This is a genomic window from Pontibacterium granulatum, from assembly GCF_029961155.1.
Taxonomy (GTDB): Bacteria; Pseudomonadota; Gammaproteobacteria; order Pseudomonadales; family Balneatricaceae; genus Pontibacterium; species Pontibacterium granulatum.
In genome coordinates, this window is the sequence record NZ_JASBRH010000007.1 from 97589 (window position 1) to 122312 (window position 24724).

18 protein-coding genes and 1 tRNA gene are annotated in these 24724 nt (G+C 52.3%); 15 read left to right on the forward strand and 4 right to left on the reverse strand.

Going from position 1 to position 24724, the window contains the following annotated elements; translation table 11 throughout:
* Window positions 1-15 precede the first annotated feature (15 nt).
* Window positions 16-1416, forward strand: a complete 1401-nt coding sequence (gene ppnN / locus QKW35_RS08550) for a nucleotide 5'-monophosphate nucleosidase PpnN (protein WP_282352325.1) — start codon at window positions 16-18, stop codon at window positions 1414-1416.
* A 61-nt stretch (window positions 1417-1477) separates the two neighbouring features.
* Here ppnN and putA read toward each other — a convergent pair whose 3' ends face one another.
* Window positions 1478-4609 carry a bifunctional proline dehydrogenase/L-glutamate gamma-semialdehyde dehydrogenase PutA gene (gene putA / locus QKW35_RS08555; RefSeq protein WP_282352327.1) on the reverse strand — a complete coding sequence of 1044 codons (3132 nt, stop codon included), beginning with the start codon at window positions 4607-4609 and terminating at the stop codon, window positions 1478-1480.
* 138 nt (window positions 4610-4747) lie between these two features.
* Window positions 4748-5932: a beta-ketothiolase BktB gene (gene bktB, locus QKW35_RS08560; RefSeq protein WP_282352329.1), complete on the reverse strand. Its 1185-nt coding sequence runs from the start codon at window positions 5930-5932 to the stop codon at window positions 4748-4750.
* 270 nt (window positions 5933-6202) lie between these two features.
* On the opposite strand from bktB, the gene QKW35_RS08565 reads away from it, so the two are divergent.
* The 9 genes from QKW35_RS08565 (at window position 6203) to QKW35_RS08605 (ending at window position 17821) form a co-directional block, all read left to right on the forward strand.
* The gene (locus QKW35_RS08565) at window positions 6203-7183 is read left to right on the forward strand and encodes a M23 family metallopeptidase (RefSeq protein ID WP_282352473.1); all 981 of its coding nucleotides are present in this window, start codon (window positions 6203-6205) and stop codon (window positions 7181-7183) included.
* 14 nt (window positions 7184-7197) lie between these two features.
* The gene (locus QKW35_RS08570; protein ID WP_282352475.1) at window positions 7198-7524 is read left to right on the forward strand and encodes a polymer-forming cytoskeletal protein; all 327 of its coding nucleotides are present in this window, start codon (window positions 7198-7200) and stop codon (window positions 7522-7524) included.
* A gap of 21 nt (window positions 7525-7545) precedes the next feature.
* On the forward strand, window positions 7546-8313 hold the full coding sequence (locus QKW35_RS08575) for a class II glutamine amidotransferase (RefSeq protein WP_282352330.1): 768 nt from the start codon (window positions 7546-7548) through the stop codon (window positions 8311-8313).
* A 22-nt stretch (window positions 8314-8335) separates the two neighbouring features.
* On the forward strand, window positions 8336-10006 hold the full coding sequence (locus QKW35_RS08580) for an AMP-binding protein (RefSeq protein ID WP_282352332.1): 1671 nt from the start codon (window positions 8336-8338) through the stop codon (window positions 10004-10006).
* 98 nt (window positions 10007-10104) lie between these two features.
* Complete coding sequence (gene hrpA, locus QKW35_RS08585) at window positions 10105-14013, forward strand: ATP-dependent RNA helicase HrpA (protein WP_282352334.1); 3909 nt, start codon at window positions 10105-10107, stop codon at window positions 14011-14013.
* A gap of 356 nt (window positions 14014-14369) precedes the next feature.
* Window positions 14370-15260, forward strand: coding sequence for a porin (locus QKW35_RS08590; protein WP_282352336.1), 891 nt, complete (start codon window positions 14370-14372; stop codon window positions 15258-15260).
* A gap of 130 nt (window positions 15261-15390) precedes the next feature.
* Window positions 15391-16086, forward strand: a complete 696-nt coding sequence (locus QKW35_RS08595) for an MlaA family lipoprotein (RefSeq protein ID WP_282352338.1) — start codon at window positions 15391-15393, stop codon at window positions 16084-16086.
* A gap of 84 nt (window positions 16087-16170) precedes the next feature.
* Window positions 16171-17337, forward strand: coding sequence for a PP2C family protein-serine/threonine phosphatase (locus QKW35_RS08600; protein ID WP_282352340.1), 1167 nt, complete (start codon window positions 16171-16173; stop codon window positions 17335-17337).
* Window position 17338: 1 nt separating this feature from the next.
* Complete coding sequence (locus tag QKW35_RS08605) at window positions 17339-17821, forward strand: STAS domain-containing protein (RefSeq protein WP_282352341.1); 483 nt, start codon at window positions 17339-17341, stop codon at window positions 17819-17821.
* Between the two features lie 605 nt (window positions 17822-18426).
* Here the strand turns inward: QKW35_RS08605 and tal are convergent.
* Both tal and dusA read right to left on the reverse strand, forming a co-directional pair.
* Complete coding sequence (gene tal / locus QKW35_RS08610; protein ID WP_282352343.1) at window positions 18427-19380, reverse strand: transaldolase; 954 nt, start codon at window positions 19378-19380, stop codon at window positions 18427-18429.
* 20 nt (window positions 19381-19400) lie between these two features.
* On the reverse strand, window positions 19401-20336 hold the full coding sequence (dusA, locus tag QKW35_RS08615) for a tRNA dihydrouridine(20/20a) synthase DusA (protein ID WP_425607992.1): 936 nt from the start codon (window positions 20334-20336) through the stop codon (window positions 19401-19403).
* A gap of 784 nt (window positions 20337-21120) precedes the next feature.
* On the opposite strand from dusA, the gene QKW35_RS08620 reads away from it, so the two are divergent.
* The 5 genes from QKW35_RS08620 (at window position 21121) to modA (ending at window position 24724) form a co-directional block, all read left to right on the forward strand.
* Window positions 21121-21489: a diacylglycerol kinase gene (locus QKW35_RS08620; RefSeq protein WP_282352346.1), complete on the forward strand. Its 369-nt coding sequence runs from the start codon at window positions 21121-21123 to the stop codon at window positions 21487-21489.
* A gap of 102 nt (window positions 21490-21591) precedes the next feature.
* Window positions 21592-23094, forward strand: coding sequence for a glutamate--tRNA ligase (gltX, locus tag QKW35_RS08625; protein WP_282352348.1), 1503 nt, complete (start codon window positions 21592-21594; stop codon window positions 23092-23094).
* A 157-nt stretch (window positions 23095-23251) separates the two neighbouring features.
* A tRNA-Ala gene (locus QKW35_RS08630) sits at window positions 23252-23327 on the forward strand.
* A 131-nt stretch (window positions 23328-23458) separates the two neighbouring features.
* Entirely contained in the window at window positions 23459-23842 is a 384-nt protein-coding gene (locus tag QKW35_RS08635) for a winged helix-turn-helix domain-containing protein (protein WP_282352349.1), read from the forward strand.
* A gap of 108 nt (window positions 23843-23950) precedes the next feature.
* Complete coding sequence (gene modA, locus QKW35_RS08640; RefSeq protein WP_282352351.1) at window positions 23951-24724, forward strand: molybdate ABC transporter substrate-binding protein; 774 nt, start codon at window positions 23951-23953, stop codon at window positions 24722-24724.

Consider the following 24724-nt stretch of genomic DNA (forward strand, 5'->3'; position numbering starts at 1 on the left):
AAGGAGGTGGATTACATGATCACAGAACAATTCGTTACCACCAGTGTGACGCCACTGGATAATCTCGACACCTTGTCTCCCTACGAAGTTGCGAAACTTCACGACGCCAGCAAGGGCGGGTTGTATAAACTCTTCCGCCAGTGCAGCCTGGCAGTGCTCAACTGCGGCAGCGAACTGGACAGTACCAAGAAGGTCCTGGAGAAATTTCAGAAATTCGACATCAAGATCAGCCAGAAACACCGCGGTGTTCAACTGGACCTGATCAATGCACCGGTAAGTGCGTTTGTCGACGGTGAGATCATCACCGGTATCCGTGAACATCTGTTCTCAGTACTGCGTGACCTGCTCTATGTGGGTGATGAGCTGGATAAATGCTGTGCTGGTCTCGACGACTCCGAAACGATCAGCAACATGGTCTTTCACATTCTGCGCCATGCCGAAGCGATCCGACCGCACGTAAAACCGAATCTGGTGGTGTGCTGGGGCGGACACTCAATCAGTCGCCACGAATATGAATACACCAAAAAAGTCGGCTACGAGCTAGGTCTGCGGGCGCTGGACATTTGCACCGGTTGTGGGCCGGGCGCGATGAAAGGACCGATGAAAGGTGCCACGATCGCACATGCCAAGCAGCGGATAGACGATGGCCGGTATGTGGGGATTTCCGAGCCGGGTATCATTGCCGCAGAAAGCCCAAACCCGATCGTAAATGAACTGATCATCATGCCGGACATTGAGAAACGTCTGGAAGCCTTTGTGCGCCTGGGACACGGTATCATCGTCTTCCCCGGTGGTGCCGGTACGGCGGAAGAGATCCTTTATATCCTGGGATTACTGCTGCACGAGCGTAACAGCGATATCCCGTTCCCGCTGATCTTTACCGGACCTGCCGGCAGTGAAGAATACTTCGCAACTGTGGATCAGTTCATTCGCCAAACGTTGGGCGATGAAGCCAGCCAGCGCTACGAAATCATCATTGATGATGCCCATGAGGTTGCGCTACGGATGAATGAAGGTCTCAGAAACGTAACCGAGTACCGCAAGGCGACCAGTGAGTCGTTCCACTTCAATTGGCAGTTGTACATTCCTGCAGGGTTCCAGCAGCCGTTTGAGCCAACCCACGACAACATGGCCAAGCTGAATATTAATCATGGCCAGAGCAATTTTGAGCTGGCGGCGAACCTGCGGTGTGCCCTTTCAGGCATCGTTGCAGGTAATGTGAAGGAACCTGGGATTCGGGCCATCGAGGAGCATGGGCCATTTGATATCCAGGGTGACCCAGCGATGATGGGTGAGCTGGACCGATTGTTGACCTCCTTTGTAGAGCAGCGCCGTATGAAACTGAACTACAAAGAGTACACCCCATGTTATCGACTCAGTCCAGTGGCAGAACAAGCCGAAGTGAGTGAAACCTGACGCATTATTCAGTAGATAAAAAGGCGCCTATAAGGCGCCTTTTTGCATCTGGCTGTCGGGTTTAACCTCCCTCTGCATCCATCAATAGCTGACGGTCCCCACCGCAGGCTGTGGTGTTCTGGGTGATGGTTTTTTCCTGTACAAAGCTGTGCAGGTAGAACGGGCCACCCGCTTTAGGACCGGTACCGGACAGGTTCATACCGCCAAACGGTTGGGCTCCAACGACTGCGCCGACCTGATCCCGATTGACATAGATATTGCCCACCTGGGCCTGCTCTGTGATGTGGCGGATGGTCTGGCTGTTGCGGGAGTGGATGCCCAGCGTCAGGCCATACCCGGAGCGATTGATCTCTTCGATCACCTGATCCAGCCGTTCTGCGGGGTAACGCACGATATGGAGAATCGGGCCAAAGATCTCTTCGGTCAGTTCGTCCATGGTATGCAAGCGGATGATGGTCGGCGGTACGAAATACCCCGGATCATGCTTTGGGCCGGTCTGTAGCTCAAACATCAAGCGGCCCTGGGCCCGCGCCAGTTCTATGTGATTGTAGAGCGTATCCATCGCTTCCTGATCGATGATCGGGCCGATATCTACATCAAAGCGGCGTGGATCGCCAAGCTTCAGCTCTTTGGTGGCACCGATTAGTTGGTCGGTCACCGCATCGGCAATCTCCTCTTGTAGGTAAAGTACCCGGAGGGCTGAGCAGCTTTGTCCGGCGCTGGCGAATGCAGAGCGTACTGCGTCTTTTACGATCTGTTCCGGCAGTGATGTGCTGTCGGCGATCATCGCATTGAGGCCGCCAGTTTCGGCGATCATTACCGGTAACGGTGCGCCAAGGCGTTGGGCCAGCGTGGCAAAGATACCGTTGGCAGTAGCGCAGGAGCCGGTGAAGGCAATGCCCGCCAGGCGGTAGTCTTGCAATAGCTGCTCGCTCTGTTCTGTGCCGCTGAACGGGATCAACTGCAATATTTCCATTGGTAAACCCGCTTCCAGCCACAGCTCGGTCGCACGCATGGCAATCAGCGAGGATTTGCTGGAGGGCTTGGCGATCACGGCGTTGCCGGACACTAGGGCGGCGGCAATCTGGCCGGAGAAGATCGCCAGGGGGGAGTTCCAGGGGCTGATACAGAGAAAGATCCCCCGGCCTTTGAGCTGCAGTTCGTTGCTTTCGCCGGTAACAGAGATCAGGGTACGGCTGTTCAGTTGCTTTTCCGCTTGGGCTGCATAGTAGTAGCAAAAGTCGACGGCTCTGCGGATCTCGTCGATTGCATCGCGCAGGGTTTTGCCTGCTTCGCTCATGCAGAGATAGATCAACTCGTTGCGGTGCGCTTCCAACAATTCGGCATAACGTAGCAGCACCGCGCTGCGTTCTGCTACGGGAGTATCCCGCCAGGCAGGCCAAGCGGTGCTGGCATCGGCATAAGCACGTTTAATCTGTTCCGGTGCGGCGATATCCAGTGTACCGATCTGCTGCTCGATATCCTGGGGGCTGTACACGGCGACCGATTCCATGCCGGGCTGCTTTTCACCGGATATGATCGGCATCCCGTGCCAGACAGCGTTTTCGAAATGATTCAGCCGGTTGCGCAGGTCCAGAAGCTCCTGGCTGGAACCATAGTTGAAGCCTTGTGAGTTTTTTCGATTGCTGGCGAAAACATTAGCAGGCAACGGGATGCGGGGATTGCGCAGTGCACTGGTCTGGTGGAGGCGTTCCAGCGGACTTTTCAACAGGGTGCTGATCGGAATATTCCGGTTGTTTGCCTTAAAGATAAAGGCGCTGTTGGCGCCGTTCTCAAGCAGCCGTCGTACCAGGTAGGGTAACAGTTCGCGGTGGTCGCCTACCGGTGCATAGATACGGCAGGGGCGTTGTCGCTCGTGGCTAATCTGTTGGTACAAGCCGTCGGCCATACCGTGCAAGCGCTGAAATTTGATCGGCTTTTGGCTGGGGATCCCGAGCAGTTGCGCCGCTGTGAGCGCATTGTGCGTGGCGAACTCCGGTAGCAGGGTACGGCACTGTTCCGACAGCAAAAAGCGGGCACAGACCAGGTAGGCGATATCAGTGCTGGCTTTGAGGGTGTAGACCGGATAATCCTTCAAACCAAGTTGCTGTGCCAGTTTGATCTCCGCGTCCCAGCACGCGCCTTTAACCAGCCGTATCGGGATGGGGGTATCCAGTTCTCGTCCCAGGTGCTCGAGCCAGCCGAGTGTTGGTAGCGCACGCTTGCTGTAGGCCTGAACCGCCAGGCCCAGTTTGCCCCAGCCGATGGCCAGGTCGGTGCGCAGCAGTTCCTTGAAGACGTTGAGGCTCAGTTCCAGACGGTCTGCTTCTTCTGCATCCAGGATGATGCCGACATCTGCCGTGCGGGCAGCGACAATCAGCTGCAGTAGGCGATCGGTCAGTTCCTGATACACCCGGCGGTTTTTGAGGTTCTCAAAACGTGGATGCAGGGCCGAGAGTTTGATCGATATAGTGGTGTCGACGGCATCTTTGCGTTGTCCTACGGTTTCAATCGCATTGAGGTAGGTAGCAAAGTAATGCTCAACGTCGCTCTCGCTGACAGCGGCTTCGCCCAAGATATCAAAGGAGAACTGATTCAGGCTGCTGTCGTAGTCATAGCGCCGGTCACAGGCTGCTTTTATGGTCTCGGCGAAAACGAAGTTGTCACTCAGTGAACGCATGATGGTTTTCATCACTTTTAGCATCGCCGGGCGCCCCAGGCGTCGCCGCACCGAGGTGTAAAGCCCGCTTGGGTTGCTGTCCTGTCTGACCAGGTGCTGGCCAAGGGCAATGCCCCAGATAGAGGTGTTCAGCAGGGTGCTTTCATTGTTCGTCAGCGCCTGTTCCCAGTCGGCAGAGTCCAGCTTGTCTTCCACCAAGGCATAGGCGGTTTCGGCATCGGGGATGCGCAACAGGGCTTCAGCCATCGAAATGAGGGCGAGACCCTCGTCGGAATTGATGCTGAACTGGCTGATCAGTTGGTGGAGGTCAAAACGTGCACAGGGTGTTTCCCGCTGGGTTTGTAACCACTGGGCGGCAAGGGCGGCGGCATCGGGAGTGTCTGGCACCAGTTGCTGCAGCTCCGATACCATCAGTTTTTCGTCGGCGGTGTAGTGATCACACATGTCCTGCCAGAGACTTTGCAGGTCGCCCTGATGAAATTCAGGACTAAAGTAGTGAAAGAGCGGATGCATAGGTCACCGCCTGTGGGTCCGTGAATGTCCGCTCCAGTGTAGAACATGGGGGATTCAGATGCACAGGGTGAAATTGCGTCGGAGAGGGGAAAGCACCCCGCTAAGGGGAAGGAAGCGGGGCGTTTTCAACAGGCGTGATTAGATGCGCTCGAACAGGGCCGCGATCCCCTGACCGCCACCGATACACATGGTGACAACTGCGTAGCGTCCTTCGGTACGCTGCAGCTCATACAGTGCTTTTACGGTGATGATGGCGCCGGTTGCGCCGATGGGGTGTCCCAGGGAGATACCGGAACCGTTTACGTTCACCTTGTCCATCGGTAGTTCCAGGTCGCGGCATACTGCCAGGGCCTGTGCCGCGAAGGCTTCGTTCACTTCCCAGACATCGATATCCGCAACGGACAGGCCTGCTTTATCCAGCAGCTTACGTACAGCGGGTACGGGGCCAATACCCATGTACTTCGGTTCAACACCGGCAAAGCTGTAAGCTGCCAGTTTGGCCATCGGTTGCAGGCCTTTTGCTTCTGCTACATCCGCTGCCATCAAGGTAACCGCAGCTGCCGCATCGTTGAGGCCGGAGGCGTTACCCGCTGTAACGGAGCCGTCTTTTTTGAATGCAGGACGCATCTTGGCGACGTCGTCCATGGTGAGACCGTGGCGGGTGTGTTCGTCAGTATCAAAGATGATGGTCTTTTTGCGGTCTGCAATTTCGATTGGCAGGATTTGATCCTTGAAACGCCCCTCTTTGATCGCTGCTTCCGCACGGTTGTGGCTCATCACGGCCAGCGCATCCTGATCTTGTCGGCTGATGTTCCACTTCTCTGCGATGTTCTCTGCGGTGATACCCATGTGGGTGTTGTCAAAAGGACAGGTCAGGGCGCCAACCATAGCATCTACAATCTGGCCATCACCCATACGTTGACCGAAGCGGCCGGACGGTAGCCAGTATTGAGAGCGGCTCATCACTTCCGCACCACCGGCAATCGCAGCATCGCACTGCTCGGTTTCGATCTGCTGGGCGGCGGTAATAATCGCTTGCAGGCCACTACCACAAAGACGGTTAACTGTTACCGCCGGGGTTTCGTGTGGCAGGCCACCGTTTACAGCGGCGGCTCGGCTCAGGTACATATCCTGACGCTCGGTGTGAATCACGTTTCCAAATACAGCGTGGCCATACGCTTCAGGTTCTGCTCCGGAACGTTTTACCGCCTCGGCCACACAGGCCGCCGCCAGTTCGCCCGGTGTCTTACTCTTCAGGCTGCCACCAAATCCACCTATTGCTGTACGCACGCCACTTAGTACGACGATCTCTCGATTGCTCATGCTGCATCCTTCATCTGTTTTTAGTTATAAATATCCATCCGCTGTGCACTTCCCTGGATGGTTTTCCCAGTCGTGAGAACTTCTTACTCTATCACCGCTTTATGACAGGTCGGGGGTGTGAGGGTTATCAATTGGTCGAAATTAGATCGATTTCGATGCATAAACTGTGATCGCCGTTGCAATACCCGGTTATGACAATGTCATGCTAAAACGGTATATTTGGCTTTGTTTTTGTAGTGGTATTAGATTGGTGGAAACTTGAAAAACCGGATGGTTGTGACTCTGACGACAGTACACGGGTCACGGCAGTACTCTCTGAATCAGTTGACGCGGTACGGCATCGTTTTATTTGTTGTGCTGGCAGCTGTTAGTTTTTTTGTTGCCACACCGCTGTTGTGGAAAACCAGCGATGATCTGGAGGAACTGGCCAGCGATCATGAACAGCTGGCGCAGGACTACGAGATGATGTTGGGTTCGCAGCAGCTGTATAAATCCGAGATGGATGAACTCTCCACAACGTTGAATACGTTGATGGATGAGAAAGCCCAGTTGGAAGAAGAAAACAGTCGTATTGGCGCCCTGAACCAATCGCTGGATCAATCCCTTTCCGGGCTGGAAAGCCTGCTGGGGTTGCCTGTTTCCGAAAACATGACCGAGGAACGGGCAGAAGAACTTAAGGTGATGGCCAGCAAGCGCCTCTACTTCCTGCATATGATTCCCAACGGGATGCCGATTCTGAGTCCGCGGGTAACTGCCCGCTTCGGACCACGTATACATCCAGTGTTAAAAAAACGCCATATCCACCATGGCATCGATTTTAAGGCGAGTATCGGTACGCCGGTATATGCTACAGCTGATGCGGTTGTGGAATATGCCGGATACCATAAGCAGAGCGGTTACGGTAAGTTAATCATTCTGCTGCATAACTTCGGATTCAAAACGTACTACGGGCACTTGAATGCGGTTAAGGTTAAAAACCGTGAATTTGTGCGCAAAGGGCAGTTGATCGGATACAGCGGAAACACCGGTATCTCTACCGGGCCTCACCTGCACTATGAGGTGCGGCACCTGTTCACTCCGCTGGACCCGGATCCGTTCCTTGCTTGGAGTATGTCGGATTTTGATTCACTCTTCAGTAAAGTTAAGGATGTGAAATGGGCCTCATTACAAGAAATGTATCCTCTGAATCAAAGCAGGGTCGTGCAGGAACAACCATCGTTGCAGAAGGAAATAAGTTCAGCGGAGAAATGAAGATTGTGGGCAAGATGCATATCGACGGCATATTCGACGGTACCATCAACTCCCTAGACAACATTTCTGTGGGTAAGTCGGGGCAGGTGCGTGGCTTGATCAAAGCCCGCCATATCAATGTCAGTGGTTTGCTCGAAGGCGATGTGATCTGTGATGAGCTGCACATCGAAGCCGACGGTCAGGTGCGTGCGACGGTGACCAGTAAGCAGATGTCGATCAGCCCCAAAGGCAGCTTTGTGGGCGAGCGCAAGAACTGGGAACAGGCGGCAGTAGACAAGGCGCTGGAATCGCTGCCGGTAATCGAAGCGATTGAAGGCTCGGCAGAGAAAGTAGCGGAATAAGAAAAGGGTTAATCTGGAAATATGTGTGAACTGCTTGGCATGAGCGCCAATGTTCCAACCGATATTTGTTTTAGCTTCAGTGGCCTGATGCAACGCGGTGGTGGCACCGGTCCCCATCGGGATGGCTGGGGTATCGCTTTCTACGAAGGCAAAGGCGTGCGCAGCTTCCATGATCCACAGCCGAGTGTGGACTCTGAAATTGCTTTACTGATTAAGGATCACCCGATTAAGAGCAACGTGGTGATCAGTCATATCCGCCAAGCGAACGTAGGTGAGGTCAACCTGGCGAACACCCACCCGTTTACGCGGGAGTTGTGGGGCTATGTTTGGACCTTTGCCCACAACGGTCAACTGGATAAAGCGCTGTTTGACCTGCCGTTGACGCATTACCACCCGGTAGGCACCACCGACAGTGAATATGCGTTTTGCTGGTTGCTGGGGCAGATCCGCGATAATTTCCCGCAGCGCCCTGATGATGTCGCCGATCTGCAGAGGTTTATTCGCACCAGTTGCGACCAGTTGCGAGCGCTTGGGGTGTACAACATGCTGCTGACGGAATCCACTTGGTTGTTTGCGTATTGTACGACCAAACTGGCCTGGATCACCCGCAGAGCTCCGTTTGGTGAAGCGTCGCTCAAGGATTGTGAGTTGTCGGTGGATTTCTATAAAGAGACCACACCAAACGACATTGTAACCGTAATTGCTACGGAGCCTCTGACCGACAACGAGCAGTGGCAGAAGCTGGACGCCGGTGAGATGATCACCTTTGCTGATGGTTTACCGGTCTGATTGACCGGACCCGGAGAGAGAAATGGATGACGATGCGCTGCGGGCGGAGATTGAACATTACCCCAATCTGGTGAGCTGGTTTCAGGCTTGTTGCCAGCGTTACTCAGATGCATCGGCATTTACCTGTCAAGGCGCTACTCTGACCTACAGCGAGCTGGACGAACGCTCCAGTCGCCTTGCGTCCTGGTTGCAGCGTTCGCCTAACCTGCGTCCCGGTGATCGTGTTGCGATTCACCTGCCCAACCTTCTGCAATTTCCCGTCGCGGTATTCGGCATACTGAAAGCCGGTATGGTGGTTGTAAACACCAACCCGCTATACAGCGTGGAGGAGTTGCGCCATCAGTTTGTAGACTCGGGCGTGCGAGCGGTCATCACACTGGCAAACAGTGCCTATCTGGTGGAGCAGGTGCTGCCGGATACCGAAATCCGGGAAGTGATTGTAACGCAGCTGGCGGATCTGCACCCGTTCCCGAAGTCTGACTGGATAAACTTTAAGGCGCGTCATGTACGTAAGATTGTGCCTCGTTACAAAATCCCGGGTGCCACCTCGTTTCGCAAGTGTTTACGCCAAGGGGCTAAGTATTCCTGGCGACCGGTTGAGGTTGAGCGACACCAACTGGCCTTCTTGCAGTACACCGGTGGTGTAACCGGTATCTCAAAGGGGGTGATGCTTACCCATCACAACATCCTCGCGAACATCTGCCAATTGAAAACCGTGATGAATCAGGTCTGCATACCACGCGAAGAGATCGCCATTGCGCCGTTGCCGCTGTATCACTCCTATTCACTGATTCTGAATGGCATGTTGATGCTGGAGGATGGCGCGCATGTCGTGTTGATTATCAATCCCCGGGATACGGAAGGTTTTGTTAAAGAGCTGTCCCGTTGGCGATTTACGGTGTTTTCTGGCCTGAATACGCTGTTTGTGGAGTTGTGTCATAACCAGGATTTCTGTGCTTTGGACTTCAGCCGTCTCAAAGTGACGGTATCTGGTGCTATGTCATTGACCCGTTTCACCGAAGGGTTGTGGATTGAAGTGACCGGATCGCCTATTCAGGAAGGCTACGGCCTGACCGAGTGCTCGCCTGTTGTTGCGGTTCATCCCCCCAATGAAGCGCGCCGTGACGATACGGTAGGACCGCCTGTACCTCTGACCGAAGTAAAAGTAATCGGCAGCGAAGGGGAAACTCTGCATCCGGGTGAAGTGGGGGAGATCTGCGTGCGTGGCCCGCAGGTGATGGCCGGATACTGGCAGCAACCCGAATTAACACAGGCTGTGTTGCAGGACGATGGTTGGTTCCTCACCGGCGATATGGGTACCCTCAGTGAAGAGGGTTATATCGAGGTGATCGACCGCAAGTCGGAAGTGATCCGCACAGCCGGTTTCGATGTTTATCCAAGCGAGTTGGAGAACGTGATCGCTTGTCACCCGGACGTTTTGGAGTGTGCCGTTGTTGGTCTTCCTGATGATGAGCTGGGGGAGGTGATAAAGCTGTTCGTGGTGAGTCGCAATCGGCGTTTAACGGTTAAAGCGGTACGCGACTACTGCCGCGAACGTCTGACATCCTATAAAGTCCCAAGACAGGTAGAGTTCCGGGCCTCTCTGCCCAAGACCAATGTCGGGAAAGTACTGCATCGTGATATTCGCGATGAAGAGTTGGCCCGCCAGGTTAAGAAGAAACGTCATCTTTAAGTCTGGTAATCACTTAACAGGTCCTGCCGTTAACGGCTGCGCTGCCGTATAATAGCCCGCTTCTTTTAATTTCAGTCACCCGAAACAAGTCTCCCATCGTGAAAGCAAAGCTTCAGCAGCTCCGTCAGCAGCTTAATGACTGCCGCATATCTGATCTCCATAACCTGAAACGACGTCTACAACAGGCAGAGCAGCGGGTGAGTAATCATCAGCCGGTTGATCGTATGGTGGCGCAGATCGAAGACGCCGTTGCAGTGTCCGTGCAGGCGGTGACTGATAAAAGAACGCTGGTGGGCAAGATTCACTATCCGGACCTGCCTGTCTCCTCTCGCCGCGAGGAAATTCAGGAGGCGGTCCGCGATCATCAGGTTGTAGTGGTAGCGGGTGAAACCGGTTCAGGCAAAACAACGCAGCTACCGAAGATCTGTCTGGAACTGGGGTTGGGTGCGCGTGGACTTATTGGTCATACTCAGCCACGTCGATTGGCGGCAAGGGCGGTGGCTAACCGTATAGCGGAAGAGCTGCAAACCGAAGTGGGTAAAACCGTAGGCTATCAGGTTCGTTTTACCGATCAGGTGTCTGAGCAGTCGATGGTCAAATTGATGACCGACGGTATCCTGCTGGCGGAAACCCAGCATGATCGCTTTTTGGAAAAGTACGAAGTTCTGATCATCGACGAGGCCCATGAACGCAGCCTCAACATCGATTTTCTGTTAGGGTATCTGAAACGTATCCTGCCGCGCCGTCCTGATCTGAAGGTGATCATCACCTCGGCGACCATTGATCTGGAACGATTCTCCAAGCACTTTAACGATGCGCCGGTGATCGAGGTATCCGGGCGTACCTACCCTGTTGATGTGTTGTACCGTCCACTCGGAGAAGAGAGTGGCGAGCATGACCAGCGCCAGGGAATTCTGGATGCGGTGGGAGAGTTGGCCCAGCATGAACGCGAAAACGCTGTTTCTGCACCAGGCGATATTCTGGTGTTCCTCAGTGGTGAACGCGAGATCCGGGAAACCGCCGATTTCCTGCGTAAGGCTCAACTGCGCAATACTGAAATTTTGCCGCTGTATGCCCGATTGAGCGTGGCCGAGCAGAATAAAATTTTTCATCCGGGGCGCTCTGTGGGCCGCCGTATTGTACTGGCGACCAACGTGGCAGAAACCTCGTTGACCGTACCGGGAATCAGGTATGTAATCGATCCCGGCTTTGCCCGTATCAGTCGCTACAGCTACCGCTCCAAAGTACAGCGTTTGCCGATCGAACCGGTGTCCCAGGCGAGTGCGAATCAGCGTAAGGGACGCTGTGGCCGTGTTGCAGCGGGTATCTGTATTCGCCTCTATTCAGAAGAGGATTTCCTCGCCCGTCCGGAATTTACCGATGCAGAGATTCGCCGCACCAACCTGGCTGCGGTAATTCTGCAGATGTTGAATCTGCGTCTGGGAGATATTTCGGAATTCCCATTTATCGATCCGCCCGATGTGCGTTTTGTAAATGACGGCTTCAAGCTGCTGCACGAGCTGGGCGCGGTGGATGAGAAACGCAATATGACACGTCAGGGTCGGGAGCTGAGCAAGCTGCCCGTTGATCCGCGGATCGGTCGTATGTTGCTGGAGGCCGTTCGGCAAAACTGTCTGAAAGAGGTGTTGGTAATTGCCAGTGCGCTCAGCGTGCAGGATCCCCGTGAACGCCCGATTGAGAAGAAACAGGCAGCCGATGAGCGTCACCGCGCTTATGCCAGTGAAGATTCCGATTTTATTACGTTGGTAAACCTCTGGGATCTGTATGAGGAACAGCGCCAGGAGTTGAGCCAGAATCAACTGCGTAAGTTCTGTCAGAAGCAGTTTCTGTCCTTTATGCGGATGCGTGAGTGGCGTGATATCCACCGTCAGTTGCACCTGATCTGCAAACAGCAGGGTTACAAAGAAAACCAGGATGATGCGGACTACAACGCAATCCACAAGTCGTTGCTTTCCGGCCTGCTCAGCCAAATGGGTTTCAAGCAGGAAAATAAAGAGTATCTGGGTGCACGTAACAAGAAGTTCCATATATTCCCGGGTTCTATGCTGTTCAAGAAAGCGCCCAAGTGGATCATGGCGGCGGAGCTGGTAGAAACCTCAAAGCTTTATGCGCGCATGGTGGCACGTATTGAGCCGGAGTGGGCTGAATCCCTAGCTAAACACTTGGTTAAGCGCAGCTATCTTGAGCCCCATTGGGAGAAAAAACGTGCCCAGGTGGTCGCGTTGGAACAGGTCAGTTTGTATGGGTTGATCATTGTGCCGAAACGCCGTATTCACTACGGCAAGATTGAGCCCGAGCAGTCCCATGAGATCTTTATCCGTCAGGCGCTGGTAGAAGGTGAATTTGAAACCCAGGGTAAGTTCCTAAAGCATAACCGCGGGTTGTTGCAGGATATTGAGGATCTGGAAGCTAAATCCCGACGTCGTGACCTGTTGGTAGATGAGGAGTCGCTGTACCAGTTCTACTTCCAACGCATGGAAGAGTTGGAGGGTGGAAGTGTCGTAAACGGCGCCGGATTCGAACATTGGCGTAAAAGTGTTGAACAGAATGATCCTAAAGCACTGTTTATGACCGAAGAGGATCTGCTGCAGCGCTCCGCGGATCACGTGACTGCAGGTCAGTACCCTGACAATCTGGCGATGGAGGGTATCAAGTTGAAGCTGGCCTACAATTTTGAGCCGGGTGCGCGTGATGACGGTGTGACCTTGAGTACGCCAATTGCGCTGCTGAACCAACTGCCCGCAACGCGGTTGGAGTGGTTGGTACCGGGTATGCTGCGTGAAAAATGTGTAGCTGTGATGAAGGGGTTACCCAAGCAGATCCGTAAAAACTTCGTGCCTATCCCCGATTATGTTGATGCTGCGTTGGAGAAGATCAATTTCGGTGAAGGCGATCTGTATGAGGCGTTGGCGTTACAGCTGAAGCGCATGACCGGCGTGGCGGTAGATCCCGCTGCATTGCGTGAGGTGAAGCTGGACAATCACTTTCAGGTGAACTTGCGGGTGCTGGACGAGAAGGGCAAAGTTCAGGGAGAATCCCGTGATCTACAGACACTGCAGCATAAGTTTGCAGAGAAAGTCTCCGAAGCACTGAAAAAAGGCCCGGGTGAAAAGTGGGGGCGTGATGAGATTACGTCCTGGGATTTCGGCGAACTGCAGGAAAGTATCCGCTTACGTCAGGCAGGTGGTATTGAGGTTGACGCGTACCCGGCGATGATTGATAAGGGCGACAGCGTTTCACTGACTGTTGTGACGCATAAAGCCGATGCTGAGGCGCTTTCGGTGCTTGGTGTTGTGCGTTTGGCGATTCTCTCACTGACCGAGCAGGTAAGGTTTGCTCGTAAACAGCTGCCGGAGATAGACAAGAGTGTCATGCTGGTGGGTAAAGTGTTGGATAAGCGCTCACTGCAGGATCAGTGTGTGCAGCAGGCGGTTCGTTATTTGATGAAGTTGGATGAATCACTGCCGCGTACAGAGGGCGAATTCAAAGCCCGTCTGGAACAATGCCGAGCTGAATTAGTAGACCAGGCTGTGAAGGTGGCGCGTTTTGTTTTTGAGTGCCACAAGCGTTATCACGATATCCAGAAAAAGCTAAAAGGGCGTATGGATCTCACAGAGGTGGCCGTTCTTAACGACGTCAAGTTGCAGCTCGGTGCACTGATACATGCGCGTTACGTCATTGAAAATAGCTGGAATCGACTACAGAACTACCCAAGATATCTGAAAGCGATTGCGATGCGTCTGGAAAAATTCAGACGCAATCTGCCGCAAGAGAGGTTATTGAGCGATCAGCTGGTTGGCTACTGGAGCGACTACCAACGCCGCTTGGAACAGCACAAAAAAAATGGCGTAGCCGATCCCGAGCTGCAGCATTTCCGATGGATGCTTGAAGAATATCGAGTTTCACTTTTTGCGCAGCAGCTTGGTACCGAATATCCGGTGTCTGATAAACGTATCCGCCAGCAGTGGCAGAAAGTACTGGCTTGATACAGGTCAATATTAGACCTTGGTCGGATTAAATTAGTGGGGGCAAGGTAGTTGCAGTAGGCGAGAGGGTGTGCTGTAATGCAAAAAATTTGGGCAGGCGCCTTAATTTGTATCGCAGGCGATTTATAAACTGATCGAAGAATCGGTAGCGATCGTCCTTTGGAAGGTGAATACAAACAAGGAATACAAGCTAAGTTGCTTGCTTAAATGTTGGTTAATAAAAACTACTATCATCTATTTGAAACATAATAGATTTATAGTATGTTCTAGATGCGCCTGACGGTTAGGTGCGCCTAGAAAAATTAAAAAACACTAAATTCACTACTAGTACGTTGAAAATTGAAGGGGAAATGTTGATGAAAAAATCAATCATCGCTCTGGCAGTAGCTGGTGCACTGGTTGCTCCACTGGCACAGGCTGACGCTACTCTGTACGGCTCTCTGCGTCTGAAAGTTCAGTCTCTGGACGGCGCTAACGAACTGAACGTTACCGATAACTCTTCCCGTATCGGTATCAAAGGTTCTACTGAGCTGTTTTCTGGCGCGAAAGGTATCTTCCAGTTCGAACAGGCTGTAAGCACTGTAGACGGCGCATTCTCTAGCGGTCGTCTGGCAAGCGCTGGTATCACCGGTGACTTCGGTACTGTTAACGCTGGTCGTCAGTGGTCTCCATTCGCGACTTGGACTCTGTTCCCAACTGATATCGTAGACAACCGCACTTCTGGTGCTTCCGGTTACCAGCCTGGTCTGCACCGTCTGGCTAACACTGTTGCATACGTATCTCCAAACATGAGCGGTTTCCAGGCTGCTGCTGTAATCATCGCTGCGAACAACGCTGACGGCGAAGATCTGGACGCTTATAACCTGGCTGCTAAATACGCTATGGGCGGTCTGACTGTTGCTGCTTCCACTGTAGGTCTGGAAGCTGCTAACCAGGACGTTAACTCCCTGGCTGTTTCTTACGAAGCTGACGCTCTGTACGTAGCTGCTCGTTACCAGGACGACGAAACTGCTGGCGCTGGCCAGGAAGACTCTTACGAAGTAGCTGGTTCTTACACTATGGGTAACACCAAGGTGCTGGCTAACTTCGTAGATTCCGACGACGACGCTGTTGGTGAACAGTGGTCTCTGGAAGTTCAGCAGAAGCTGGGCAAAAAAGCTCGTATGTTCGCAGCTTACACTAGCTCTGACAGCGTAGACGACGGCGACGTTGACGGCGTTGAAGTTGGCTACCGCGTAGACTTCTAATCTCTGATTGATTAGATCTCTTATGCAAGAGGGCTCCCTTATGGGGGCCCTTTTTCGTTTCTGCGCCTATTTTTCTTGTAGGCATAAGGGGCTACAATTAGGCTTTACAAAAAAGTTAAGGGATATACGCGTGAATGATCGTCTGACGGCTTTTCTGGTTGCAGGTCTGCTGGTGGCAAGCCCTTCCGCTTTTGCGCAGGAGAGTGAGATAGACCCTTGGGAAGGGTTTAACCGCACGGTATTTGAATTCAACGATGGATTGGATAAGTACGCGCTCAAGCCAATCACGCAGGGCTATAAAGCTGTAACGCCTGACCCGGTTGAGAAAGGGGTCACAAACTTTTTTGGCAACATCTCAGATATAGGTTCTTTCTTTAATAATCTCCTACAGGGCAAAATCGAATCCGCAGGCGAGGATATCGCGCGCGTGGCATTTAACACGACGTTTGGCTTTGCGGGTGTTTTGGATGTCGCGACGGCTGCCGGTATTGAAAAACACGATGAAGATTTCGGCCAGACGCTGGGGTATTGGGGCGTCGAGTCTGGTCCTTACCTAGTGTTGCCGTTCTTTGGGCCTTCTAACGTACGTGATACAGGTGGTCTTGTGGTTGATGTTGCTACCTCGCCTATCTCTAATATCGAAGACGACTCGGCCCGGTATGCGGTAACTGCATTGCAGGTTATTGATACCCGTGCTCAGTTGTTGGAGGCGGAAAAACTGGTTACGGGTGATCGCTATTCGTTTATTCGTGACGCCTACCTGCAGAGCCGTGAGTTTAAGGTCAACGATGGGCAGGTCGAAGACTACGGTGATGAGAACTTCTGATTGGCAAGCCAATTATTGCATGTTGGTAATATTGGGTTTAACTTGGTGACTCATGGATCAGAAATACCGCCCTTGGGGTGATTTATGAGTCTTACCACCCAAAAAGTTCTGCTCGTCGATCATTCCACGCGTTTGATGGATCAGATATTTGATCTACTGAACGAGTCGTCAATTCCGGATATGCGTGTATCAACAAGCTTGTCGTTTACTGAAGCGAAAGAAAAGCTTGGGGAAAATCAGTTTGCTCTGCTTATTGTTCGTACTCCTGAGGGGAAGCAGGAGTATTGTGAAGAGTTAATTCGGCTTCATGCACCAGGTCCTGTCTTAGTTCTCTTAGATAATCCCAGTAGCTCTGAAATATTCCGTATGCTCAGGGCTGGTGCATCTGATGTTTTTGATGTGGATTCGGTTGCCTCGGGTAGCCAGGTATTTCTGGCTGCAATCGAGAGGCTTTTTTCCTGGTCTCGCGTATTGGAACAAAATCGTTTCTATCGGGAAGAGCTGGAGCAAAGTCTCTCTGAGCTTAAGGCGGATCAGCAGGCCGCTTACCATATACAGCGCAACATGATGCCTGCCGAAGAGATTGATATTTGTGGTATCAAGGCGCGACATTTAATTGCGCCTTCGCTTTATTTGAGCGGTGATTTTGTTGATGTTGTGCCTGTCGATGAAGACCGAGTGGTATTTTACCTTGCAGATGTGTCCGGTCATGGGGCTTCTTCAGCACTGGTTACGGTGTTACTGAAGAACATGACGCAAGGGCTGGTGAGGGACTATCGTGGTGCTTCGTCGGATCAGTTGCCTTCCCTGAGTGAAGTGCTGCAGCGTATCAATGCTGAGTTGCTTGAAACCGGTGTGGGTAAGCACTTGAGTATGTTTTTAGGTGCCGTGGATCGATCAACTGGCCTTTTGCACTATGCTGTTGGTGGTCACCATCCGATGCCTTTGTTGTCGGATACACAGGGAACGCGCTATCTACAGGGGCGTGGTATGCCGATTGGATTGTTTGAGCAGCCTATCTATGACGAAAGGGTTATCGAATTAGAGTGGCCGTTTCAGATAACCTTGTTTTCGGATGGCATCCTTGAGGTGCTGCCACAGAAGGATATGCTTTCCCGGGAAGAGTTTGTTCGGGCAGTGGTGGATAACCTACGTGGTGCACCTCCAGAGAAGCTGAAACAGAGCCTTATGGCGAACTTCGAAGGTGAAGCGCCAGACGACATCGCAATAATGACAGTGGTTGGGCAGTAAGATGAAAGAGGGTTCGATCTTCTCGGCGTGCGTTGATGGTCGCTATATTCTTAAGTTTGTCGGCGATGTGCGGCTCACGCTCTGCGCGACGCTTGACTGTCATATTGAAGAGACGTTGTCGGGGATGAGGGCAAAAGATATTCTCGTCGACCTGACGGAAGCTGAAGGAATCGACAGTACATCGCTTGGCCTGATTGCCAAATTGTCCGTGAAGGCGTATGCGCTTAGTCTTCCTCAGCCAACGGTTGTTTCAACAAACGATGATATTACCCGTGTATTGATGAGTATGGGGTTTGATCATATCTTTGTGCTGCTAAGCGAGCTGCCAACGTGTCCGAGTGATCTAAAGCAGTTGCCATTTGTACAGGACTCTGAGGAGTCTATTCGGCAGCGTATTATCGCTGCGCACCGTATTTTGATTGAACTGAACGACTCCAATCGAGAGGCGTTCAGGGACTTGGTGACGACTCTGGAGAAATGCTGAAAATTAGGAATTTTTCCTATATACAGCTATAACCATAAACTCATAAAATTGGTTTCAGGAAATGGGGAAGGCAGAAGGACCTGTGTAATTCCAAGGATGTAGTTTCCTCTCACTGCTTACGGATCGAGCGGTGACCAGCAAGGAGTGCTGGGGAAAAAGCCCGGAGTTTGGATGCTCTCGGGCTTTTTTTTGCTTGGAATTTGGTGAAGTGTTTAACGCTGGGTCCTGTAGGTAGCCCTTCAGAGGGGGTGTAAAACTACTGTGCTGACTGATACGGCGTTAAAAACCTGCTCAAAATGCTCATTTACACCTACATATTGTAGGGCAGCCCTTCAGACTGCCGGCAGCGTGAACGCTGCCCTACAAACAGTCCTAAAATACGTTGCCGTGTGCGTTTTCCCTCAGCTGCGCTCGTTACGTTTTACAATACCCTCTGAACGCTGCCCTACAAATCGTCGATGATAGAAACTGTACGCATTCCCACGCAGAGAAAGCTATCCTTCCCCGGTAGTCGACGATGAACCTTTTTGCCTGAAATTTACCGGATCTAAAAGGCTTCGAGATCGTTCCACATGGTATTGGAAGATGTCCGAAGCCCAAGCAAATCATTGCTTGCTAAGAAGGGTTTCCAGTTTCACCTGATCAACGGCAAACGCACGGATACCCTGTGCGAGTTTTTCTGTTGCCATTGCATCTTCATTCAATCCCCAGCGGAAGCTGGACTCCTCAAAGATTACCTTCTCGTCATCGCTTCTGGCTTGTGCTGCATTTAGCTGCTGAATGAGGTCTGCATCTGTATCGGAGAGTTCCTGCATCAGTGCGGGTGCGATTGTCAGGCGATCACAGCCGGCTAGAGCCTGGATCTCTCCAATGTTGCGGAAGCTCGCACCCATTACAATTGTGTCGTAGTTGTGGGCTTTGAAGTAGTTGTAAATGCGGCTTACGGACTTTACGCCAGGATCGTTCAGGCCGGAGTAGTCCTGTTCTTCTGTGTTGGCTTTATACCAGTCCAGAATCCGGCCTACGAAAGGTGAGATCAGGTAGGCGCCAGCTTCTGCGCAAGCTGCTGCCTGAGCGAAGGTAAACAACAGTGTCAGGTTGCAGTTAATGCCGTCTTTTTCCAGCTGGCGGGCAGCTTCAATGCCTTCCCAGGTGGATGCAATTTTAATCAGAATGCGATCTTTGCTGATTCCTTGTTCCTCATACATGGCAATCAGCTTGCGGGCACGATCGGTTGTTGCCTGTGTATCAAAAGAGAGGCGAGCATCCACTTCGGTGGAGATGCGGCCTGGGATGATATTCAGGATTTCACGGCCGATGGATACTGCAAAGCGGTCAGTCATGTTGGACAGCATTGCCTGATTGTCGCCGCCCTGAGCTTGTGCCCAGCTTTTAGCGTCTGTTAGCAGTGGCGCATAGTCAGCCAGGCCTGCCGCTTTCAGCAACAAAGACGGGTTGGTAGTTGCGTCTACCGGTTTGAAGGTGCGAATCGCTTCGATGTCACCGGTGTCTGCGACGACGGTAGTAATCTTTTTCAGTTGGTCGAGCTGGCTTTCCATTTCGTTTTTGTCCCGCATTATTAATCTGGAATAAGGTCCAGTGCCTGTCTTAATGTGTCGATTGAGGCATCTGGTTTGTGAGCGTTTTCGCTCAGGTGGCGACGGAACTGCCGACCACCGCGTTGTGCGTGAAACAGTCCGAGCAGGTGGCGAACAATATGATTCAGATAGCGACCTTGCTCAAGCTGGCTGCTGATGTAAGGAATCATCTCCTCGATGATTGCTTTGCGCGCTTTCGGTGGTAGTTCTGCACCGTAAATGCGTTGATCAACATCAGCCATCATATAAGGGTTCTGATAGGCTTCGCGTCCAATCATGACGCCGTCGACTTCCGCCAGGTGATCATCGCACTCATCCAGTGTCTTGATCCCACCATTTATGATGATCTCTAGCTCAGGATACTCTTTCTTTAGCTGATAAACCCACTTGTATTTTAGCGGCGGAATATCGCGATTTTCTTTTGGGCTGAGGCCCTGGAGGATTGCTTTGCGGGCGTGAACAATAAATGTAGTGCAGCCTGACTGTTTAACGATGTCGACGAAATTGCACAACTCTTCATAACTGTCCATATCATCAATGCCGAGTCGGTGTTTCACGGTGACTGGGATATCAACCACGGATTGCATTTTGTGCAGGCATTCGGCCACAAGCTGCGGGTGTGCCATCAGGCAAGCGCCAATCATGTTGTTCTGTACGCGGTCGCTTGGGCAGCCGACATTTAGGTTTACCTCGTTGTAACCCCAATCTTCGGCCATCTTTGTGCAGGTTGTCAGCTCGTCAGGATTGCTGCCGCCCAGCTGCAGTGCAACTGGCTGTTCTTTGGGGTCAAACTGAAGAAAGCGAGCTTCATCCGCATGAATAAGTGCACCGGTGGTGACCATCTCTGTATACAGGACAGCATTGTGGCTGATCAGACGGTGAAAGTAGCGACAGTGGCGATCGGTCCAATCCATCATCGGGGCAACGCAGAAGCGTCGGTTGAGTGGGACGTGGACAGTGTGTTCGTTTGGAGTACTGCTAGGGATATTCAATGTCTGTTCTGCTGTAACGTGGTACTGAATGGGTTTGAAGCGCGTTGACTGAAAATCATGCGACAGGGCTCAATTATACATAGAGCACCGCAGCGCATCGACCAGGATCAGTTGATGAAATCTCATATGCAGCTGAAATTTTGCCAGTTTTAAGATCTTTGCAGCAATAACGACATCTTCGCTACAGATAATCGTCACTTTTAGACGATCACGTGCTGGCGGCGATATGGACCGTTTGGCGTCGCTTAACGGGCTTTACGGTATTAATCTTGAAGCCGCATAGCTCGAGCATGAAACACAGGTTATCCACGGTATAGCAGTTGTGGGGCGAAAAATACTGGAAGGTTTCTTCTAGTTGGGATCTCTCCAGTATGGTTGCATCGGGCTGTTGGTGAGGTGGCTTTCGAGAGGCTGGCGTATCATGTTGGCGAGGATAAAGCGGTCGCTAGGTTTCTTCAGCCATTGTCTAACCTGCGTCAACAGGAGAGTCGGCTGGTGCTTCCTGTTTGCTGTCGCCGCCGTGATGGGGTGGAAGGTAAGATTGGGCCTGCTGTTGTTGAATGCTCAAACTATTAGTTATGTAGCTTCTTAGTTTAATGGGGTTGTATGTGGCTGTCGGGTCGCATGCTATAACTGATGTTCTGTCGTCGTGTATGTGTTGTAACGTATTCGACAGGATTAACTGGATAAGAGATCTGGGAAGGGGTCGATGATGGGGAAGAATACAGGGGTGAAGCGTTTGTATTACGCATCCTGCTATTCAATGAAGGGGATTAGGGCCGCGTATACCAATGAACCGGCGTTTCGGTATGAGGTGTATGTATCCGCAGTGTTGATTCCGCTGGCCTGTGTGGTGGCACAGAATGCGTATCAGTTTGCGGCGCTGGTCGGTGTGTGTTTGATTGTGTTGGCGATGGAGTTGATCAACACCGCTGTTGAGGCGATTGTCGATCGTGCCGGGACAGAGTTTCACGCCCTGGCAGGGATTGCCAAGGATACGGGGTCTGCAGCGGTGCTGATGGTGTTGTTGATGGCAGGGCTTGTTTGGGGCGCTGTGCTTTGGGAAAACTACGTCTGACGCGTAAAACTGTTGTGGTTTCGGTTACAACAGTTTTTCACCACTCCAGCAACGGGTATAATCTCTGTTTTCCATTTCAGCATTCGATCTACAAGGACTCCAATGACGACCGTTCGTACTCGTGTTGCGCCGTCTCCAACGGGTGATCCCCACGTTGGTACTGCTTATATTGCCCTGTTTAACCTGGCGTTTGCTCGTCAGCACAATGGCCAGTTCATTCTGCGTATTGAAGACACTGACCAGACCCGCAGTACCGCTGAGTCTGAACAGACCATTCTTGATTCCATGCGTTGGTTGGGCCTGGAATGGGATGAAGGTCCAGATGTGGGTGGTGAATTTGGTCCATACCGTCAGAGCGAGCGTAAACACATCTACGGCGATTACGCGCAGCAGTTGCTGGATTGCGGCAAGGCATTCCGTTGTTTCCGTACTGCAGATGAGCTGAACGAGTTGCGTGAAGCGCGTCGTGCTGCGGGCAAGCACACCGCTCTGAAAGAAAGCGATCTGGCATTGCCGGAAGACGAAGTGGCTCGTCGTGAAGCGGAAGGCGCTCCGTTTGTTGTTCGTATGCGTGTACCTGAAGAAGAGGGGGCATGTGTCATCGATGACATGCTGCGTGGCCCTATCGAGCTGGACTGGGGTATGGTGGACTGCCAGATCCTGCTGAAATCCGATGGTATGCCAACGTACCACCTGGCAAACGTGGTAGACGACCACCTGATGCAGATCACCCACGTGATCCGTGGTGAAGAGTGGATCTCCTCTGCGCCTAAGCACAAGCTGCTGTACGAATACTTTGGTTGGGATATGCCGCAGCTGTGTCATATGCCACTGCTGCGTAACCCGGATAAATCCAAGCTGTCCAAGCGTAAGAACCCGACCAGCATCCTGTACTACAAGCGTATGGGCTACATGCCGGAAGCGCTGTTGAACTACTTGGGTCGAATGGGTTGGTCCATGCCGGATGAGCGTGAGAAGTTCACCCGTCAGGAGATGATCGATAATTTCGATATCAGCCGTGTCTCTCTGGGGGGGCCGGTATTTGATCAGGAGAAATTGAGCTGGCTGAACGGTACCTGGTTGCGTGAAAACCTGAGTGCTGAAGAGTTTGCGCAGCGTTACGTTGAGTGGGGCCTGAATCCAGAGTACCTGATGCAGATCCTGCCGTTGATCCAGCAGCGTGTGGAGAAGTTTTCTGACGTAGCGCCGCTGGCAGGGTTCTTCCTGTCGGGTGTGCCAGCGCTGACGATGGCACAGTTCGAGCACAAAACCCTGCAGCAGGAAGACCTGAGTCGCATTCTGCAGTTCACCGTTTGGTACCTGGACTCCGAGCGCCACTGGTCTAAAGACCGTCTGTTCCAAAACCTGAAGCAGATTGCCGAAGCGCTGGATTACAAACTGCGTGACTTCCTGTTCCCGCTGTTTATCGCAATTGCAGGCACCAATCAGACCGTTTCCGTGATGGACTCCATGGAGATTCTGGGGCCTGATATGAGTCGCGCACGTATGCGTAACGCCCTGAACCTGGTGGGTGGCCCATCCAAAAAACAAGCTAAGAAGTGGGACAAAGAGTTCCGCGAACTAGCGGCTGCGCTGGGTGTGTAATCAGCACCTGAATTAACCGAAAAGGCCTGCTTGTGAGCGGGCCTTTTTTGTGCTGGAAATAACCTTTTGAATCCTAAAGGGAATCAGAGACTTAATTTTGTCATGAGGGCTTGACACCCCTAAGGGGCGTTATTAATATACACCCGTCTTCAGACATGGGGCCTTAGCTCAGCTGGGAGAGCGCAACACTGGCAGTGTTGAGGTCAGCGGTTCGATCCCGCTAGGCTCCACCAATCCTTCCTATATACCCTTTTTCTTCTCCTTTGTTCGTATCCTATATCGAGACAGCTTAGCGTCTTTGGATGTATCCTCTTATAGCATTTCTGTATTTAAATTTTGTCAACTTGAGTCGTGCGTGGTCAGTATGAGTATTTCCGCAGAATCTGACGTCAAATTGCCAAAACTAAAAGCGCGCATTCGCCTACAGCTGGGTGAGGATATTGCTCTCGGGCCGGGCAAGGTTGAGTTGTTGGAGCTGATTCAGGAGACTGGTTCGATCTCTGCCGCCGCCCGCAGAATGGGGATGAGCTACCGACGTGCTTGGTTGTTGGTCGAAACGATGAACCGCTGTTTTGCTTCGCCGTTGGTAGAAACTGCACAGGGTGGTAAAGGCGGCGGTGGTGCGGGCGTCTCTGAGGTGGGGCGTCAGGTGCTGGCCCTTTATCACCAGCTGGAAGCAAAGTTGCAGGTTTCAGAGGAGATACAGCAAATAGTCCAGCTTGTTGCTCAGGATATTCAGTCAGACTAAACGCTGTTCCTAGATGGCAGTGCTGTGGCTCACGCTATATTCATATGGATATAGCGCTAAAGTGTACGTATAGTGGTCAACATTGAACAATTCTAGAGGTGTTGCGTTTTGCGGGCTGTATTCATCATCTTGGCGCTTGCGGGTTTGCTGAACGCGGCCACTGTATATGCGGGTAAGGTAACGGTGGCAGTGGCTGCAAACTTTACCGGTGTGGCTCGGCAGCTGGTGTCCTTGTTTGAGCAGGAAACCGGTCATCGCGTGAAGTTGAGTTACGGCTCTACCGGTAAGCTCTATGCACAGATCCAGCATGGAGCACCCTACGAGGTGTTTCTTTCAGCGGATGTAGCGCGTCCGCAGCGTGCGATAAAGGAAGGTCTGGCCGTTCATGGCAGTAATTTTACCTATGCCAAGGGTAAGTTAGTGCTTTGGAGTGCGGATCCTGCACTGTTTGATCAGCAAACGGGGCCTGCATTTCTGGCAACCGAATCGTTCGCGCGTTTGGCGATCGCTAATCCTAAAACCGCTCCCTATGGTCAGGCAGCCTTTCAGTACCTGCGAGCGCAGGGGTTGTGGCAGTCAATAAAGGCAAAGGTAGTGCGGGGGGATTCCATTGCGCAAACCTTCCAGTTCGTAGCGAGCGGTAATGCGCCGCTTGGTTTTGTGGCTTTGTCCCAGATAAAGAGTTGGCAGGGGAGCGCGGGAAGTCTCTGGCTGCCATCTGAGCAGCAGATTGCACCGATAGAGCAACAGGCTGTCTTGTTAATGCGCGGAGAGAAAAATCCTGCAGCACGTGCGTTTTTGTCGTTTTTAAGATCAGATCAGGCTCGGGCGGTGATTCAGAATGCGGGTTATGGCGTTGTTGCGGGTATAGCTAAGGAGTGA

Bases quoted from the DNA above. Each gene is read 5' to 3' on its own strand.
- tal (WP_282352343.1), bottom strand. From the start codon at position 19,380: ATGGAAAGCCAGCTCGACCAACTGAAAAAGATTACTACCGTCGTCGCA.
- QKW35_RS08605 (WP_282352341.1), top strand. From the start codon at position 17,339: ATGAAAGAGGGTTCGATCTTCTCGGCGTGCGTTGATGGTCGCTATATT.
- QKW35_RS08600 (WP_282352340.1), top strand. From the start codon at position 16,171: ATGAGTCTTACCACCCAAAAAGTTCTGCTCGTCGATCATTCCACGCGT.
- QKW35_RS08635 (WP_282352349.1), top strand. From the start codon at position 23,459: ATGAGTATTTCCGCAGAATCTGACGTCAAATTGCCAAAACTAAAAGCG.
- gltX (WP_282352348.1), top strand. From the start codon at position 21,592: ATGACGACCGTTCGTACTCGTGTTGCGCCGTCTCCAACGGGTGATCCC.
- QKW35_RS08580 (WP_282352332.1), top strand. From the start codon at position 8,336: ATGGATGACGATGCGCTGCGGGCGGAGATTGAACATTACCCCAATCTG.
- QKW35_RS08570 (WP_282352475.1), top strand. From the start codon at position 7,198: ATGCATATCGACGGCATATTCGACGGTACCATCAACTCCCTAGACAAC.
- bktB (WP_282352329.1), bottom strand. From the start codon at position 5,932: ATGAGCAATCGAGAGATCGTCGTACTAAGTGGCGTGCGTACAGCAATA.
- dusA (WP_425607992.1), bottom strand. From the start codon at position 20,336: ATGATGGATTGGACCGATCGCCACTGTCGCTACTTTCACCGTCTGATC.
- QKW35_RS08620 (WP_282352346.1), top strand. From the start codon at position 21,121: ATGATGGGGAAGAATACAGGGGTGAAGCGTTTGTATTACGCATCCTGC.
- ppnN (WP_282352325.1), top strand. From the start codon at position 16: ATGATCACAGAACAATTCGTTACCACCAGTGTGACGCCACTGGATAAT.
- putA (WP_282352327.1), bottom strand. From the start codon at position 4,609: ATGCATCCGCTCTTTCACTACTTTAGTCCTGAATTTCATCAGGGCGAC.
- QKW35_RS08565 (WP_282352473.1), top strand. From the start codon at position 6,203: ATGGTTGTGACTCTGACGACAGTACACGGGTCACGGCAGTACTCTCTG.
- QKW35_RS08575 (WP_282352330.1), top strand. From the start codon at position 7,546: ATGTGTGAACTGCTTGGCATGAGCGCCAATGTTCCAACCGATATTTGT.
- QKW35_RS08590 (WP_282352336.1), top strand. From the start codon at position 14,370: ATGAAAAAATCAATCATCGCTCTGGCAGTAGCTGGTGCACTGGTTGCT.